At 70.8% G+C, this 16,339-nt stretch carries 12 protein-coding genes; 2 read left to right on the top strand and 10 right to left on the bottom strand.

The annotated features are described in order from the left end of the window. The first annotated feature begins 10 nt into the window (after positions 1–10). Both rsfS and ML539_RS11260 read left to right on the top strand, forming a co-directional pair. Positions 11–385, top strand: coding sequence for a ribosome silencing factor (gene rsfS / locus ML539_RS11265; RefSeq protein WP_243317402.1), 375 nt, complete (start codon positions 11–13; stop codon positions 383–385). A 12-nt stretch (positions 386–397) separates the two neighbouring features. After that, positions 398–1,651 (top strand): Glu/Leu/Phe/Val dehydrogenase, encoded by a 1,254-nt coding sequence (locus ML539_RS11260; RefSeq protein ID WP_243317401.1) that lies wholly within the window; start codon positions 398–400, stop codon positions 1,649–1,651. Positions 1,652–1,699: 48 nt separating this feature from the next. On the opposite strand, the gene ML539_RS11255 is transcribed toward ML539_RS11260, so the two are convergent. The 10 genes from ML539_RS11255 to ML539_RS15555 form a co-directional block, all read right to left on the bottom strand. Then, positions 1,700–2,851, bottom strand: coding sequence for a DUF4382 domain-containing protein (locus ML539_RS11255; protein WP_243323933.1), 1,152 nt, complete (start codon positions 2,849–2,851; stop codon positions 1,700–1,702). A gap of 141 nt (positions 2,852–2,992) precedes the next feature. Then, entirely contained in the window at positions 2,993–3,820 is an 828-nt protein-coding gene (locus ML539_RS11250) for a 4Fe-4S dicluster domain-containing protein (protein ID WP_243323932.1), read from the bottom strand. Further along, positions 3,817–5,331, bottom strand: a complete 1,515-nt coding sequence (locus tag ML539_RS11245; protein ID WP_243323929.1) for an NADH-quinone oxidoreductase subunit C — start codon at positions 5,329–5,331, stop codon at positions 3,817–3,819. Before ML539_RS11245 ends, ML539_RS11250 begins: the two co-directional genes overlap by 4 nt. Then, positions 5,328–6,785 (bottom strand): proton-conducting transporter membrane subunit, encoded by a 1,458-nt coding sequence (locus ML539_RS11240; RefSeq protein ID WP_243323928.1) that lies wholly within the window; start codon positions 6,783–6,785, stop codon positions 5,328–5,330. Before ML539_RS11240 ends, ML539_RS11245 begins: the two co-directional genes overlap by 4 nt. A 3-nt stretch (positions 6,786–6,788) precedes the next feature. Further along, complete coding sequence (locus tag ML539_RS11235; protein WP_243323927.1) at positions 6,789–7,424, bottom strand: hypothetical protein; 636 nt, start codon at positions 7,422–7,424, stop codon at positions 6,789–6,791. 2 nt (positions 7,425–7,426) lie between these two features. Further along, positions 7,427–8,329 carry an NADH-quinone oxidoreductase subunit H gene (locus tag ML539_RS11230; RefSeq protein ID WP_347710763.1) on the bottom strand — a complete coding sequence of 301 codons (903 nt, stop codon included), beginning with the start codon at positions 8,327–8,329 and terminating at the stop codon, positions 7,427–7,429. Between the two features lie 25 nt (positions 8,330–8,354). After that, positions 8,355–10,310 (bottom strand): proton-conducting transporter membrane subunit, encoded by a 1,956-nt coding sequence (locus ML539_RS11225; RefSeq protein ID WP_243323925.1) that lies wholly within the window; start codon positions 10,308–10,310, stop codon positions 8,355–8,357. Beyond that, the gene (locus ML539_RS11220; RefSeq protein ID WP_243324132.1) at positions 10,307–12,277 is read right to left on the bottom strand and encodes a proton-conducting transporter membrane subunit; all 1,971 of its coding nucleotides are present in this window, start codon (positions 12,275–12,277) and stop codon (positions 10,307–10,309) included. The genes ML539_RS11225 and ML539_RS11220 overlap by 4 nt, the downstream gene beginning before the upstream one ends. A 220-nt stretch (positions 12,278–12,497) precedes the next feature. Next, positions 12,498–13,661, bottom strand: coding sequence for a DUF4382 domain-containing protein (locus ML539_RS11215; protein ID WP_243323923.1), 1,164 nt, complete (start codon positions 13,659–13,661; stop codon positions 12,498–12,500). Positions 13,662–13,795: 134 nt separating this feature from the next. After that, entirely contained in the window at positions 13,796–16,285 is a 2,490-nt protein-coding gene (locus ML539_RS15555; RefSeq protein ID WP_279341625.1) for a hypothetical protein, read from the bottom strand. Positions 16,286–16,339 lie beyond the last annotated feature (54 nt).

The following is a 16,339-nucleotide window of genomic DNA, read 5'->3' as shown; positions in this document are numbered from 1 at the left end:
CGGAGCCCGCATGACCCTTGATTCCCGGCTCGCGACCGTCGTCGAAGCCGCCCGGTCCAAGAAAGCCTTCCGCATCCGCCTCCTGGACGTGAGGGACATCGCCAGCTTCACCGACACCTTCGCCTTCATGAGCGGGGGCAGCGACCGCCAGAACCGCGCCATCGCCGAGGCGGTGGAGGATGCCCTCAAGCTCGCTGGGGAGCGCCCCATCTCCCGCGAAGGCGAGGCCAACGGCAACTGGGTGCTCCTGGACTACGGGAACCTGGTCGTCCACGTCATGGACGAAGAGACCCGCCGCCACTACAACATCGAGGGGCTCTGGAGCGCCGGCCGCGATCTGGAACTGCCGGCCGAGACCCATCCCGCCCAAGAAGCCCGTCCGTAGGAGATGCCCTCCATGCTGACCAACCAGACCAACGCCTTCGAGGCCATGCAGGCCCGCCTCCGCGTCGCTTCCCAGCTCTACGGCCTGGATGACGCACTGTTCAAAGTCTTCATGGCCCCCAGCCGGTCGATGATCGTGAGCCTCCCCGTGCTCATGGACAACGGGCAGTGGGAGGTCTTCACGGGCTACCGCGTGCAGCACAACATCGCCCGCGGCCCCGCCAAGGGCGGCATCCGCTACGACCTGAACGTCACCCTCGACGAGGTGAAGGCCCTTGCCGCCTGGATGACCTGGAAGTGCGCCGTGGTGGACGTGCCCTTCGGCGGCGGCAAGGGCGGCATCGTGTGCGACCCTTCGCGCCTGAGCCTGGGCGAGAAGGAGCGCCTCACCCGCCGCTACATCGCCGAGATCATGGACATCCTCGGACCAGACCGCGACGTGCCCGCGCCCGACATGGGCACGGACGCGCAGACCATGGCCTGGGTACTGGACACCTACTCCATGCACGTGCGCCGCACCGAGAACGCCATCGTCACGGGCAAGCCCCTGGGCCTGGGCGGCAGCCTGGGCCGCAACGAGGCCACGGGCCGCGGGATCCTCATCACCGCCCGCGAGGCCATGCAGCGGCTGGGCAAGCCTCTGGCCGGCGCCACGGTGGCCGTGCAGGGCTTCGGCAACGTGGGCAGCCAGGCCGCCCGCCTGCTGCACGAGGCCGGGGCGCGCATCGTCGCCATCAGCGACATCCAGGGCGCCGTGCGGAACGACCGCGGCCTGGACATCCACGCCCTCCTCAAGCATGTGGCCGAGGCCCGCACCGTCGTGGGCTTCCGGGGCGCCGAGCCCATGGACCCCAACGCCGTCCTTGCCCATCCCGTGGACATCCTGGTGCCCGCCGCCTCGGAGAACCAGATCACCGAGGCCAACGCCGCCCAAGTCCGCGCCAAGGTCATCGTGGAGGGCGCCAACGGCCCCACCACCCCCGAGGCCGACCCCATCCTGCTGGAGCACGGCGTCCTCGTGGTGCCGGACATCCTGGCCAACGTGGGCGGCGTCACCGTCAGCTACTTCGAGTGGGTGCAGAACCGCCAGGGGTTCTACTGGCGGGAGCGCGAGATCAACGAGCGCCTGGTGGACTACATGACCCACGCCTTCCAGGCCACTTTCGCCACCACCGACAAGTACAAGACCAACCCCCGCATCGGCGCCTACATCCTGGCCCTGGACCGCGTGGCCCAGGCCATGAAGTACCGCGGATTCTACGCCTGAGCTACGGGAAGGGGCGCCGGGGCGCCCCTTCCCGTATTCAGGTCGGCCTCACAGCCCCAGGTTCACCGTCAGCGTCAGGCCCGCCTTCACGGTGGCCGGCTGGACGGTGGAGGTGGTCACGGTGGTGGTGCCGTCGGCATTGAGGGTGGTCCGCACGGCCTGCACGCTGTAGGCCCCAACGGGCACCGTGGCGAAGCCGTAGGTCTCCGTGGAGGTGCCCACGGTGGCCATGCCGCTGTCCACGATGAAGGCGAAGCTGCCCGAGCCCGTGGACAAGGTCTGGAGGAGATTCACCACGTCGCTCTGGCTGCTGGTGGCCACGGGCGTCAGTCCGCCGGACACACCGCCGGTGGCCGCGTCCGCGGTGAAAGCCGCGCTGTAGGTGAAGACCGACGTGGCCGCGCTGAGCGCAAACGCATCGCTGGCCTTGGCGTCATAGGCCTTCGGCGTGGTGGTCCCCAGCACCGGCTGGCTCACCACGTAGTAGGTGGCGCCCACGGGCAGGAGGTCCAAGGTGTAGGCGCCGGTGGCGTCCGTGGTGGTGCTGCGCGCGATCCGGGCGTTCCCCGCGGTGTCCAGGGTCTCCGCATAGACCACGGCGCCGGCGAGGCCCGTCGACGTCGCGGCATCCGTCAGCTTCCCTGAGATGGAGCCCGTCACGATCTTGTCGTAGGCCCAGACCGTGGGACGGAGGAGGTACTGGTTCGACATCCCGGCCTGCACCACCTGGATGGAATGGGCCGCGTCGAAGTCGATCCATACGTCCTTCGTGGTGCCGGCCGCCACGTCGAAGCTCACGATGAGCTTGACGCCCGACTGGAGGCCCGAAGGCACGGTGAGGGGCTGGACGCTGCCATCCGCCAGCTTCACGGTGTTCCCCGCGCCCAGGATCAGTCGCATCTGCTGGTAGTGGCCCGCGGGCAGGGTCGTCCCCGAGGCCAACATCTCGCTCACGCCGCCGGTGAGGCTCAGCAGGTTGTAGGTCTTGTCCGGGGTTCCAAGGGTGATCCAGCCGCCGTTGCCGCTGATCTCCACGGACTGGATGTGGACGTTCACCTCCTGGTAGCCCGTGATGGGGCCATCCACGAGGTGGACGTTCATGGTGCCGGTGCTGGAGCCTGAAGAGCCCCCGCAGGCCATCAGGAACGCCAATCCCAGGGTTGCCAAAACAACGATGGTGAATCCACGCCAACGGCTCATGGTTGCCTCCTCGGGGGTTATTGAGTCCCGAAACCATTCTTTGGTTGAAGGGCGGAAAGCCCTCGCCATGGCCAAGCGTCAAGAATATGAATGTTTATACAAAATCATGAACGGCGATAAAAATCGGAGCCCGCCGAGTGCCTATTTTTGTGACGTTTCGCCCCCATCCAAAGGCGTAGTTCCATCTCGGCCATTGGTTCCGATCCGCCCCAGCAGGCGGAGCAGGCCATCCAGGATGGTCAGCGGGTGCGGCGGGCAGCCGGGGATGAAGAGGTCCACGGGCACCACGCTCGCGGCGCCGCCGAGCTGCTCCTCCTGGCGGAAGAAGGGCCCACCGGCGATGGCGCAGGCCCCCACGGCGATGACGAGCTTGGGACCCGGGATGGCGTCGTAGGTCTTGCGGACGGCCAGCGCCATGTTCTTCGTCACGGGTCCGCAGAGGAGCAGGCCGTCGGCGTGGCGCGGCGAGGCCACGTACTGGATGCCGAAGCGCCCCAGGTCCCAGGCCAGGGTGCCCAGCACGTTCACGTCCACCTCGCAGCCGTTGCAACCGCCGGCGCTCACCACCCGGAGCTTGAGCGAACGGCCGAAGAGCCGCTTCATCTCCCCATCCAGGGCCGTCGCCAGCCGGTATTCCTCCGTGGAATCCCACACCAGGTCCCCGCGGTCGCGGGTGGCGAGGCGATGCTCTTGCGTGTACTCGATGGCGCCCTCGGGGCAGGCCTCGACGCAGTCGGGGCAGAAGAGGCAGCGGCCGAGATCCAGGCGCGGTCCTGTGGGGCCGGGCGTGATGGCCTCGGTGGGACAGGCCTCCGCGCAGGCCCGGCAGGCCCCGGAGTAGCTCTCGGCGCAGCGCTCCGGATGGATCTTCGGCCGCCCCCGGAACCGGTCAGGCAGCGCGGGCAGCGCCTTCGGATAGGGCAAGGTGCGGTACCCCTGGCGCCAGCGGGAGAGCAGGATGTGGATCATAGGTCGTGCCCGCAGTAGGAGAGGTTGAAGCTCTTGTTGCACAGGGGGAAGTCGGAGACCTGCTCGCCCCGCAGGGCCAGGGCCAGGCCGAACCAGTTGTGGAAGGAGGGATCCACGATCTTGTAGCGGGCGAAGCGGCCCTGGGCATCGGTCCAGGCCAGGTGCAGCACTTCGCCGCGCCAGCCCTCCGTGAGCGAGACGCACAGGTGCTCCGGGGCCCTCGGCGGCAGGGGCCGGGGTCTGGGGTCGGCTTCGCGCTCCGCCAGCGAGGCCAGGGCCGCGGCGAGGAAGCGCGAGCTCTCGCCCAGCTCCAGCCAGCGCACCCAGGCCCGGGAGTGCACGTTGCCGCTCTCGGCCTGCGCCACGGAGAGGGGACGAGTCCCGTAGGGTCCGAACGGATGGTCGCGGCGCACATCCCGATCCAGGCCGCAGGCTCGCGCCGCCACACCCACCAGCCCGATCTCGCGGGCCTGGTCCGGATCCACGCGGCCCGCCGCCTCGAAGCGGATCATCACGGAAGCCGCGCCCCAGAGCAGTTCCACCGCGTCCTCCGTGTCCGCCCAGGCGCGGTCCAGGCGCGGCCGCATGGCGGCGGCCCGCGCCGGCTCCAGATCCTGCCGCAGTCCCCCGGGGCGCAGCCAGTCCCGGCCCAGACGGCTGCCGCAGCCCTCGGCGCTCAGGTTCAGCCAGTCGCCGCGGATGCGCCCGCAGAAGGACGCCGTGGGCAGGAAGCCCACATCGCCCGACAGGGCGCCGAGGTCGCCCACGTGGTTGGCGGCGCGCTCCAGCTCCAGGGCCACGCCCCGCACCAGGTCCACGCGCTCGGGTACCTGGACGTCCGCCAGGCCCTCCAGCAGGCGGCAGTAGGCCCAGGCGTGGGCGATGCTGCTGTCCCCGGCGGCGGTCTCCGCCTGCTTGAGGCTGAGGGGATGGGGCCCGCCGATCAGGGCCTTCTCCAGTCCGCGGTGCTGGTAGCCCAGGGCGATCTCCAGGTGGAAGACCCGCTCGCCGTGGCACTGGAACCGGAAGTGGCCGGGCTCAATGACGCCCGCATGGACGGGCCCCACGGCCACCTCGTGGACCTCCTCGCCCTCCACCCGGTAGAAGTCCGCCACGCCGGGAATGGGCGCCCCGCCCCGGTTCCATGGATCCGGCGCGCCGGTCCAAGGGAGGTGGAAGCGCACGGGCTTCAGCCAGGGGTGGCCTTCGGCGACGATGCCGGTCTGCTCGGCGATCTCCCGCTCGAAGAGGTGGGCCTGGGGGCAGTCCGGCGTGAGGGCGGGATAGCGGGGCGCGTCCAGCTTCGTGCGGAGGACGCGGAGCGCGTGCCCCGCATCGTCGGCGAGCACCGCCATGAGCTGCAGATCGAAGCCGGCGCACAGGCAGGCGAGGCGGTCCCCCTCCTGCACGCGCCGCAGGATGGCCTCGCGGAAGTCGCGGATGGGCAGGTCGGGCACCTCCCGCAGGGGCAGGCGCTGACCGTTGCGAAGAATCGGCAAGTCGAGGCTCATCGCCGCGCCTCCCTTCCGATGGAGGGAACGCCATCGACCGAAGCTCCCGCCTGGTCGAGCATGGCCTGGAGGGGCCGGGGCAGCCAGATGCCCAGGACCAGGGCCAGGCCGAGCGCCACGATGAGGGGCGCCGTGGTGGCCGGCGCGTCCTTGTAGGGTGTGCGGACGCGCTGGGCGCTGGGCGTGCCGAAGACCACCTTCACCACCGTCTCGCTCATGGCGAGGAAGATGCCGCCCAGCAGGACGAGGAAGGCCGCGCCGCTGGCGAGATGGCCGGTGCCCAGGGCCCCTGAGGCGATGCTGAACTCGCTGAGGAAGGGCGCGAAGGGTGGCATGCCCGTGATGGCCAGGAAGGCCAGGAAGAAGAGCCAGCCCGACACCGGCGTGCGGCGGAGGGCGCCGGTGACGAAGGGCAGCTGCTTGCTGGCGTAGCTGCGGTGGATGTTGCCCGCCGACAGGAACAGCACGCTCTTCACCAGGGCATTGGCCGCCAGATGGAAGAGGGCGAACTTCGCCGCCAGGCCCCCGATGCCGATGCCGAAGACGAGGATGCCCATGTGCTCGACGCTGGAGTAGGCGAGCATCCGCTTGATGTCCGACTGCCGGATCATGAACACCAGGGCCCAGGCCATGGAGAGCATGCCGAAGGCCACCAGCAGCTCACGGGCGAAGGCCCCTTCCCCCGCCGCGGCCACCACGCCGTAGATCCGAAGCAAGGCGAGGAACGCGCAGCTGGTGACGCCGCCGGCCAGGAGGGCGCCCACGAGGCCCGGGGTCTCGCCGTAGGCGTCCGGCTTCCAGGTGTGCAGGGGCGCCAGGCCCATCTTGGTGCCGTAGCCCACCAGCGTCAGCACGAAGCCCGCCCGCAGCCAGGGCCGCGACAGGAGCGAGGCGTTCTCCACGAGCCGCGTGTAGCGCAGCGGCTCCTCCAGCCCGCCCATGTGGGCCGCGTAGGCGATGAACAGGGTGCCCAGCAGGGCCAGGGCGATGCCCACGGAGCCGATGACCAGGTACTTCCAGGTGGCTTCCAGCGAGCGCCGGTTCTGGTTGAAGTAGATGAGGGGTGCGGTGACCAGGGTGGTGGTCTCCATGGCCACCCAGGCGATGCCCGGGTGGCGGGCCTGGGCCAGCAGCGAAGCCAGGCCCAGGAACCCCAGGAGGCAGGTGGAGAGCACGCGGTGGTCGCGGTCCGGGCGCAGGGCCAGGTAGGCCGGGGCGTAGAAGGCGCAGATGCAGAAGAGGAGGCTGATGACCAGCAGCACCCAGCCGCCCAGGGCGTCGAGGCCGAACCAGGCGGTGGCCGGCAGGGCCCGCCACCCCGCCAGCGCCAGAAGCAGGATGCCTAGGTGGAGGACGCCCACGGCCGGCAGGATCCAGGCGCGGAGGGCGGGAGACGACACGGCGAAGGCCAGGGCCGCGGCCAGGAGGGGGACGAGGATGAGCAGCCAGGCCATGGGTCAGTCCTTCAGCTCGGCCAGGTGCCGGGTATCCGTGGAATCGAAGGCCACGCGGATGTGGTTGATGACGATGCCCATCACGAAGATGCCCACGAAGAGGTCGAGCAGGATCCCCGCCTCCACCAGGGCCGGCATGTCCTCCACCAGCAGGAGGCCGAAGAGGTAGATGCCGTTCTCCAGCACCAGGTAGCCCACCACCTGCATGAGGGCCTTCCGTCGCGACACCAGCAGCAGGAAGCCCGTGAACAGCGTCGCCAGCGAGGCCGGCACCATCAGCACGTACTCCGTACCCGGCTTGAGCGGCAGGTTGTGGGCCAGGAGCAGGCTGAGGCCCGTGCCCAGCGCGCACAGCATGAGCGAGACCGTGTAGCCGACGGTGGGATCCACCTCGCGCTTGATCTGCACCTGCTTCAGGGCGCGGCGGAACAGGAAGGGAATGAGCCAGCCCTTCACCGTGACCGCCGCGACGGCGAGCAGGACGATGTGGAAGTGGCGGCCCAGGCCCATGGCCAGCGGCATCAGGCCCAGCAGCACGCCCTGGAGCACGGCGAACTGGATGGCCTTGGCCACGCGGCTGGTGGCCACGAGGCTGAAGTTGGACAGCATGGTGAGGGCGATGAGCAGGTCGGGCAGCATGACTACACCAGCATCAGGAGGAAGGCGAAGGCGGTGGCCAGCACGCCGGCCACGAGGAACTGGGGGACTTTCGTCATGCGGAAGCGGGCCATGGAGCTCTCCACCACGCCCACGGCCACGGCCAGGCCCGCCAGGGCCGCATAGAACGCCAGCCAGTTCTGCCAGGCGTGGGGCGCCCGAGGAAGGGCCGGCGTGAGGATGAGGGTGCCCAGCACCAGGAGCTTGAGGCTGGCGCCGTAGAGCACCAGGGCGAAGGGCCGACCCGAGTGGTCGAGCACCATCACCTCGTGGATCATGGTGAGCTCCAGGTGGGTGTTGGGATCGTCCACGGGGATGCGCGAATTCTCAGCCAGGTAGACGATCACCCAGCCCGCGAGGATGAGGATCAGGGGCCCCGTGAACCGCGCCGTGAGGCTGCCCGGGAAGGCCAGCATGGTGCTCAGCGAGAGGCTGGACGTCGCCTTGGCCAGGGCGGCGAAGCCCAGGAAGAGCGCGGGTTCCGCCAGGGCCGAGAAGGTCGCCTCCCGGGCCGCGCCCATGCCCTCGAAGCTGGAGCCCGTGTCCAGGGCCGAGAGGATCGTGAGGAAGCGGGCCAGCCCGAAGAGGTAGGCGAAGAGGATGACGTCGCCCTCGAAGGAGACCGGCGCGGGTGTGTGGCCGAAGGGGACGAGGCAGGAGGCCACCAGGCCCGCGGCCACGCCCCCCACGGGACCGGCGAGGAACACCCACGTGGTGGTGCGGCTGAAGACAGCCTGCTTGCGGGCGAGCTTGGCCAGGTCGTAGTAGAGCTGGAGCACCGGTGGCCCCTGCCGGCCGGCCATCAGGGCCTTGGTCTTGGCGATGAGGCCGGGCAGCAGGGGCGGCAGCAGCAGCACGGTGAGCCCGTGCAGCAGGAACTGGAGCATCGTCGGAAGAAGGGATCGGAGCATGTCAGGCCACCATCCAGACCAGGAGCGCGAGCAGGGTGAGCAGGACGTAGAGCAGGTAGACGGGCAGTGCCCCGCCCTGGGCCACGCGGAGGAGGCCGGCGCTCCGCACGATGAGCTGGAGCGCGGGCGAGGCCGTGCGATCCAGGACCGGATCCGGCACATGGCTTTCGTACCGCGCCAGCCGAGGGAACCAGCCCGCGATGCGGGGCAGGTGCGCCACGGGGCGCAGGGCCCAGCGGAGACCCCGGGTCAGGCCGTCCGCGAAGGAGGAGGCGGTGTACTGCATCCGCGCGTCCGCTGCCGCATAGCCGCAGTCCCAGGTGGGAAGGTCCCTTCCCTGCGGCACCAGGCGGAGCCAGCGCCCGAGCAGGAGGGCCAGGAGCCCCAGGATCACGGCCGCCCAGGTGAGCATGCGCAGGGGGACCAGCGCGCGGAGGGCCTCGCCGCCACCCAGACTCCCACCCATCGAATCGGCCACCCGCCCGAGGGCGGGTGCGAAGAGGGCGGGCGCCGCCCCGATGGCCAGGCAGGCCAAGGCCAGCAGGCCCATGGGCAGGAGCATGGTGCGTGGCGCTTCCGCCGCCTGTGCCACCGTCCGGGTCCGCGGCAGCCCCAGGAAGACCGCCCCGAAGGCTTTGGCGAAGCAGGCCAGGGCCAGGGCCCCGATGAGGGCCAGGGACACGAGGATCACCAGCGGCCAGGTCTGCCGGCCCAGCCCGAGCGGGAGTCCGAGCCCCCGGAAGGCCCCCAGGTAGATCAGCCACTCGCTGACGAAGCCGTTGAGGGGCGGCAGCCCGCAGATGGCCCAGGACCCGGCCAGGAACGCGGCGGACGTCCAGGGCATCGTCCGCCCCAGGCCGCCCAGGCGCTCCAGGTCTCGGGTGCCCGTGGCGCGCAGCACGGATCCCGCCGACAGGAACAGCAGGCCCTTGAACAGGCTGTGGTTCACCACGTGGAGCAGGGCCCCGGCATAGCCCAGGGTCTGCATCGCGGGATGACCCGTGGCCTTGCCCAGGGTGCCCAGCCCCAGGCCCAGCAGGATGATCCCGATGTTCTCGATGGAGTGGTAGGCCAGCAGGCGCTTCAGGTCGTGCTGGCCAAGGGCGAAGGCCACCCCGAGGATGCCGGACAGGGCGCCCAGCGCCACCAGCGTCCCGCCCCACCAAGGCGGCGGATCCGGCACCCAGGAGAGGAAGCGCACGATCCCCAGGATGCCCATCTTGAGCAGCACGCCCGACATCAGCGCGGAGACGTGGCTGGGGGCGGCGGCGTGGGCCGGCGGCAGCCAGAAATGCAGCGGCAGGACGCCCGTCTTGAAGCCGAAACCCAGCAGGAACAGCGCGAAGAGGGCCGTGCCCCCGCGGGTGGCCGCCAGTCCCGCCGGAAGCGCGGCGAAGGCCGAATGACCCTGGACCTTGGCCAGCAGCGCGAAGGCCGCGAACAGGAGCAGGGTGCCCGTATGGGTGGCGGCCAGGTAGATCCAGCCCGCCCGGCGGGTCTCGGGCTCGCGGTCTTCGGCCATCACCAGCACGAAGGCGGCGAGGGCCATGCCCTCCCAGGCCAGCAGGAAGGTCAGGGCGTGGGACGCCATCACCAGCATCAGCAGCGAGGCCGTCAGGAGCCCGTAGACCAGGCGCAGGATCGGCGTGTGGCCGCGGTGGCCCTCCCAGTAGCCCAGGCTGTAGAGCCCTCCGCAGAACGAGAGCAGCAGCACCGGAATGGAGAAGAAGGCCGCGAGCGGATCCAGCGCCAGGAGCCCCGGCGATCCCAGCGCGGCCGTGCGGAGCAGGAGGGTCCCGCCGGTCCCGCCGGCGAGCACGGGCAGGGCGGCCGTCAGGCCCAGGACCGCCGCCAGGCCCAGCAGGCCCGCGGCCGCCTCCCCGCCCTGCCGCCGCAGGAACAGCCCCGGCACGCCGGAGACCGCCGCGACCAGCAGGGCGAGGAGGCAGAGGCTCATCCCAGCAGCCTCCCCCTCAGCAGCATCCAGAGGAAGGTTCCCAGGAGGGTCAGCAGCACGTAGAGGAGGTAGACCGGGAGGTGACCCTGCTGGAAGCGCCGAAACCGGAGCAGGCGCTCCGCCACCCGGACCACCCGCGGTTCCAGGAACACCTCGCCCACCGGGTCCCGGAAGGCCTGGCGGAAGGAGGCCCCGCCGGGGAACAGCCCCCGGAAGCGCGGCCTCCGCGCGCGCAGGCCCGGCTGGACCGGGGCCCAGGCATCCGCGAAGGAACTGCCGGTGTACTGGGCCCTTGCCACGGGCGCGGCATAGCCGCAGTCCCACGTGGGAAGGTCCGCCTCCGGCGCGTCGGCCTGTCGGTGGAGCCAGGCGAGGCCCACCCCGACGAGGGCCAGAAGCCCCAGCTCCACCCCGGCCAGCAGGCGGAGGTCCACGCGGAGGCCCACGGCCAGCAGCGCCGGCGGCCAGGGTGTCCCGGGCGCCATCGCGGCGATCACCCGGTCCAGCAGGGGCAGCAGCAGGAAGGCCCCCAGGCCCACGGCCAGGCAGAGCCCCGCCAGGACGGCCATGGGCAGCAGCATGGAGGCGGCGGGGTCGTGGGCGTGATCCACGAGCCCACTCCGGGGCGAGCCCAGGAACAGGGTGCCGAAGAACCGGGCGAAGGCCACGGCCGCCATCCCTCCCACCAGGGCCAGGGCCACCAGGCCCAGGGCTGAGGACCAGGGATAGCCCCGGCCCAGGGAGGCGAAGAGGCCCCGGTAGAGGAACCACTCGCTGAGGAAGGCATTGAAGGGTGGCAGGGCCGCCACCGCCAGCACGGCCGGGAAGACGGTCAGGGCCGTGCGGGGCATCCGCCGCGCCAGGCCGCCCAGCGCCTCCATGTCCCGGGTGCCCGTGGCGTGCAGCAGGGCCCCGGCTCCGTAGAAGAGGAGGCTCTTGAACACCGCATGGTTCCACACGTGGAAGACCGCCCCGCCGAAACCCAGGGCCATGAGCCAGGGATCGTGGGTGGCCCGGCCCGTCCAGCCCAGGCCCACGCCCATGGCGATGATCCCCAGGTTCTCGATGCTGGAGTAGGCCAGCAGCCGCTTGTAGTCGCGCTGGGCCAGCGCGTTGCCCACCCCGTAGAGGGCGGTGAGGGCGCCCAGGGCCAGGAGCATCCCGCCCACGCCCCGGGGGATGTCCGGCAGCAGGCTCGACACGCGGAGAATGCCGTAGATGCCCGTCTTGAGCATCACCGCCGAAAGGATCGCGGAGACGTGGCTGGGGGCGCTGGCATGGGCCGAAGGCAGCCAGAAATGCAGGGGCAGCACGCCCATCTTGAACCCGAAGCCCGCCACCGCCAGCAGGAGGATGCCGCCTTCGAACCAGGGCGAGGTGGCGGTGGGGAGCACCGTCCACAGCAGCCCGCCGGAACGCTGGGCCATCAGGATCACCATCGCGGTCAGGAGCAGGGTGCCCGTGTGGGTGCAGGCCAGGTAGACCCAGCTGGCGCGGCGGACCTCCGGCTTCTCGTGCTCGGTGCCCACCAGGAAGAAGGCGGACACGGCCATCAGCTCCCAGGCCACCAGGAACACCAGGCCGTGGCGGGCCAGGAAGAGCAGGGTCATGGCCGCCACCAGCAGGCCGTAGAAGAAGCGCAGGGAGCGGCCCGAGCCCCAGGCCAGCTGCAACGGCCAGTAGCGCTGCCCATAGATCAGGCCCAGCCCACCCACCAGGTGGAGGGGCAGCAGGAAGGCCGCGGACAGGGCATCCAGCTCCAGGCGGGCCGGGAAGCCCCAGACCCGGAAGTCCAGACCCGAGACCGCCCCCCCGAGCAGGAGGTGGAGCGCCGCGCCCAGGGCCAGGAGGCTTCCCAGTAGGCCGAGGCCCGTGGCCAGGCGTTCCGGCGCGCGCGGCACGGCCGAGATCAGGGCCCCCGCGAACCAGCACCCGGTGGACGCGAGGACCAAGGCCACATCCAGCATCTGCACGCTCCGGGTTCAGGAAACGAGCCCGGCGGCTCAGGTTTTGGCTGGGGCACCCGGATGGGGGCTCGTCATCAGATGGGCCGGGGTCGGTTGGGCCCATGCTACTCCCAAGCCGGGCGTGTCTTCAAAACCGATGCGGCCCATGCCCCCCACCCGCGGGCAAGGCAAGGCCCGGAGACCCCGTGTCCGCGGGCCTCCGGGCCTTGAGGCGGGGGGATCAGAGCCCCAGGTTCACCGTCGTCGTCGTGCTCGCGGTCACGGTGGCCGGCTGCACGGTCGAGGTGGTCGTGGTGGTGGTGCCATCCAGGTTCAAGGTGTTCCGCACGGCCTGGACACTGTAGGCCCCGACCGGAACGGTGGTGAAGTCGTAGGTCTCCGTGGAGGTGCCCACGACGGCCATGGTGGTGCGCACGATGAAGCTGAAGCTGCCCGAGGACGTCACTAGCGACTGGAGCAGGTTCACCTGGTCGCTCTGGCTGCTGGTGGCCAGCGGCGTGAGGCCGCCGGACACGGTGCCCGTGGAGGCGTTCGCGGTGAAGGCCGCGCTGTAGGTGAACACGGGGGTCGAGGCCGTCAGGGCGAAGGCCTCGCTGGCCTTGGCGTCATAGGCCTGCAGGGTCGTGGTCCCCACCAGCGGGTGGCTCACCACGTAGTAGGTCGTGCCCACCGGCAGCAGGTCCAGGGCGTAGGCGCCATTGGCGTCCGTCACGGTGCTGCGGGCGATCCGGGCGTTCCCGGAGCCGTCCAGGGTCTCGGCATAGACCGTCACGCCGGGCAGGCCCGTGGAGGTGGCGGCGTCCGTCAAGGTGCCCTGGATGGAGCCCGTGGCGATCTTGTCGAAGGCCCAGATGGTGGGACGCAGGATGTACTGGCCGGACATCCCGGCCTGCACCACCTGGATGGAGTGGGCGGCGTCGAAATCGATCCAGACGTCCTTCGTGGTCCCGGCCGCCACATCGAAGTTCACGATCAGCTTGATGCCGCTCTGCATGCCCGAAGGCACCTTCAGGGGCTGGACGGATCCGTCGGCCAGCTTGACGGTGTTGCCGGAGCCGAGCACCAGCCGCATCTGGCCGTAGTGGCCCGCGGGCAGGGTCGCGCCGGTGACCAGCGTCTCCTCCACGCCGCCCACGAGGCCCAGCAGGTTGATGGTCTTGTTGGGCGTGCCCAGGGTGATCCAGGTGCCGTTGCTGTTGATCTCCACGGACTGGATGTTGACGTTGATCTCCTGGTAGCCGGAGATGGGTCCGTCCACCAGATGCACGTTCATGCTTCCGCTGGCGACATTGCCGCCGCTGCCCGAGCCAGAGCTGCTGCACGCCAGCAGGAAGGCGAGGCCCAGACCGGCCAGCGTCAGGAAGGTTGCGCGCCATTTCAGCATGGTCACCTCCGATCTCATGCCCCGGATAAGGACATCAGGACAGCCATCATGGTCCCGGAGGAGGTGACCCGCAATTTAAAAAACAAGATTTAAGGTCAATCAAATAAAGATATAGATCTTTTGGTCTAACTTTCTTAGAACACCCTGAGCAGAGCCACGTACCCGTTCACGGTGCGGACGCCCGCGATGTCGCTCTGAACACCCACGCCCAGATCCACGCGCACGGCGGTGAAGAGCCAGAAGCCCGGCAGGTCCCCTGTGACGCCGACCCCGCCCATGCCGTAGGTCTTCTGGTCGTCGAGGCTGCGGGCCCGGGCGTACTCGAGGCTGAGGGACAGGCGCAGGTTGGGCCCCGTGGGGATGGCGAGGGCCGTCTTGGCGTAGGAGAGCCGGTCCGCCGTGATGGCGTTGGCCCGGATGCCCGCGATGCGAACCACGCCGCCCAGACCGCCCACATCCAGCGCCTTGAAGCGATCGAAGGCGCGACCCGAGGCCCACCCGGCCTCGCCGTGAAACCAGAGCCCGGGCGACAACTCGCGATCCAGGCCCAGGCTGCCGCCCCAGCGGCGGAAATCGCCCCCGTCGGGAACCTCCTGGAGATCCGCGGCCAGGCCGTAGGTTCCGTCGGGACGGCGGCCCCAGCCGTGGTAGGCCCGCACCTGGAAACCCCGGAAGAGCCAGGAGCCCTGGAGGGTGCCGATGCGGGTCAGGCCCGAGGGCGGCAGCTGGTAGCCCGGCGTGCGGTACTTGCTGTCCCCCTCGCTGAAGTCGTCGTACTCGAAGTCGCCGCGGCCCTCCAGGCGGAAGCCCAGGCCCAGGTCCCGCCCCAGCTCCAGGCCCATCTTCCCGAAGCGGCGGCCCACGCCGTCCCGGTCCGAGAGCCGCCCGTTCACCACGGGTCGCTCCGTGCCCTTGAGGAGCAGGGCCGTGGCGTCGGCGCTCACGTCGAAGCTGCCCAGGCCCCGGGGGATGGCCAGGCTGGCGGTGTTGAAGAGGATCGCCGTGAGGGCGTTGAGCTGCACGCCCTTCCCAAAGGCGTTGTAGTCGAAGTAGAGGAGGCCGCCCAGGGGCGCCACCGGCGGCGTGAGACCGGGATCCGCGAGCACCACCGCGGCCAGGGCGCGGCCGCTGCTCTTGGGCTTCTCCTCGATCTTCCGCGTGCCGTCGCCCTGCTTCGTGAAATAACGGGCGCCCTCCGGCGTCACCTTGAGCATGGTGGCTCCCGAGGCCCGAGCCGCGGCGCGCGCCGCCTCGAAGCCCTCGCCGTTCACCTGGAAGTCGCGGTAGGTGAAGCGGCGCTGCACCTGCACCACGCCGCCGGCGCTCACCCAGCGCTCGAAGGTCTGCACCGAGACGGGCCGCCACAGGCCCGGCGCCGCCTCGCCGTAGGTGAGGATCTCCCGCTCGCTCTTCACGGTGCCCGGCAGGTCCGTGCGCTCCCGCCGCTCCACGAGGATCCGCCCGGTGGCCTCCTCCACCTCCAGGTCCCCGGCATACAGCAGGGGATCCGCGTCCACCGGCTCGAAGCGCAGCCGCCTCCGACCAGGGCCCGCGGCGCCGCCGTCCCGGTAGCGGTAGCGCTCGGTCATGCCGAGGGCCACGGGCAGGGACATGGACTGGCGGCTTTCGATGAGGGGCAGCTGCACCTCGCCGTCGAGCTTGGCGGTGACGCCGTTGAAGCGGACGGCCTTCTGGAGCAGCTCCGGCCATTCTCCGGCCTGCTCGAAGTAGCCGAAGCTGAAGCCCAGGTCTCCGCCCCGCCCGGAGGGCGTCTGGAGGTGCAGGTCCAGCTCCGCCTTGGCCTGGACGGTCCGCGCCATGGCGCGGGACCGGAGCTGGGCCGCCCGCACCTTGGCCAGCAGGGCCCCCACGTCGTAGGCCTCGGCGGCGCTGACGGCCACCTCCGTGCGGTCCTTGGGCAGGGGCACCGACGACCAGGCGCCGCCCGCGAAGGTCCAGCGGCGCATGGCCCCGGCGCGGTTCCGCAGGGTGAGGTCCCCGAGCCCGCCCTCCACGTCCGTGAAGCCCGCGGGCAGCGTCTCCGCCAGCCGGGCCCCGGGGCCGCCGGCGGGCACCACCACCCGCCCCCCGTCGCCCATGAGGACGGACACCAGGGCGCCGGGGTCCGAGGGCAGCCAGAGGGTCCAGGGCCGGCCCGGGAAGCTGTCCTGGGCCCGGGTGAGCTGCGCCCGCCACTTCGCCGGGTCCAGGTTCAGGTCCGCGGGCACCAGGGCGCCGCCATCGACGGCCCCCCAGGCGGTCTCGTCCAGAAGAGGCGCGGCCTCGGGATCGAAGGCCACGTAGAGGCGCTGGGTCGGCGACTGGGCCTTGAGGGCCTGGGCCGCCGCCAGCAGGAGGGGAAGCCGCCCTTCACCGGAGGGCAGGCGCAGCCGCACGGCGGAGGCCTCCTTCAGGCCCGCCACCAGGGCGGTCCAGCGCTGCCGGGCCGCCTCCACCTGGGTCGCGTCCCGGTTGTCCCGGGGCACCAGGAGCGACCCGTCCACGGCGCGCAGATCCAGGATCGCCGGTTCCGCCACACCCGTGCGCAGGGGCGCCGAGGCCGGCGCCTGGGCTGCCAGGGTGAAGGTCAGGACGGGCAGCGCAAGAAGCGGGCGAAACGGCACGAGGCCTCCGGAGGATTCCATGAGGCTATCCGGTCGGGGGCGGAGCCTCCAGAC

The organism is Geothrix sp. SG200, assembly GCF_022808935.1.
GTDB classification, from domain to species: domain Bacteria; phylum Acidobacteriota; class Holophagae; order Holophagales; family Holophagaceae; genus Geothrix; species Geothrix alkalitolerans.
Note: the sequence above shows the minus strand (reverse complement) of the source record. Positions and strands in the feature narration are given on the sequence as shown.

Excerpts from the sequence above, each read along its gene's own strand:
- rsfS (WP_243317402.1), top strand. The coding sequence starts at position 11 with ATGACCCTTGATTCCCGGCTCGCGACCGTCGTCGAAGCCGCCCGGTCC.
- ML539_RS11260 (WP_243317401.1), top strand. The coding sequence starts at position 398 with ATGCTGACCAACCAGACCAACGCCTTCGAGGCCATGCAGGCCCGCCTC.
- ML539_RS11255 (WP_243323933.1), bottom strand. The coding sequence starts at position 2,851 with ATGAGCCGTTGGCGTGGATTCACCATCGTTGTTTTGGCAACCCTGGGA.
- ML539_RS11250 (WP_243323932.1), bottom strand. The coding sequence starts at position 3,820 with ATGATCCACATCCTGCTCTCCCGCTGGCGCCAGGGGTACCGCACCTTG.
- ML539_RS11245 (WP_243323929.1), bottom strand. The coding sequence starts at position 5,331 with ATGAGCCTCGACTTGCCGATTCTTCGCAACGGTCAGCGCCTGCCCCTG.
- ML539_RS11240 (WP_243323928.1), bottom strand. The coding sequence starts at position 6,785 with ATGGCCTGGCTGCTCATCCTCGTCCCCCTCCTGGCCGCGGCCCTGGCC.
- ML539_RS11235 (WP_243323927.1), bottom strand. The coding sequence starts at position 7,424 with ATGCTGCCCGACCTGCTCATCGCCCTCACCATGCTGTCCAACTTCAGC.
- ML539_RS11230 (WP_347710763.1), bottom strand. The coding sequence starts at position 8,329 with ATGCTCCAGTTCCTGCTGCACGGGCTCACCGTGCTGCTGCTGCCGCCC.
- ML539_RS11225 (WP_243323925.1), bottom strand. The coding sequence starts at position 10,310 with ATGAGCCTCTGCCTCCTCGCCCTGCTGGTCGCGGCGGTCTCCGGCGTG.
- ML539_RS11220 (WP_243324132.1), bottom strand. The coding sequence starts at position 12,277 with ATGCTGGATGTGGCCTTGGTCCTCGCGTCCACCGGGTGCTGGTTCGCG.
- ML539_RS11215 (WP_243323923.1), bottom strand. The coding sequence starts at position 13,661 with ATGCTGAAATGGCGCGCAACCTTCCTGACGCTGGCCGGTCTGGGCCTC.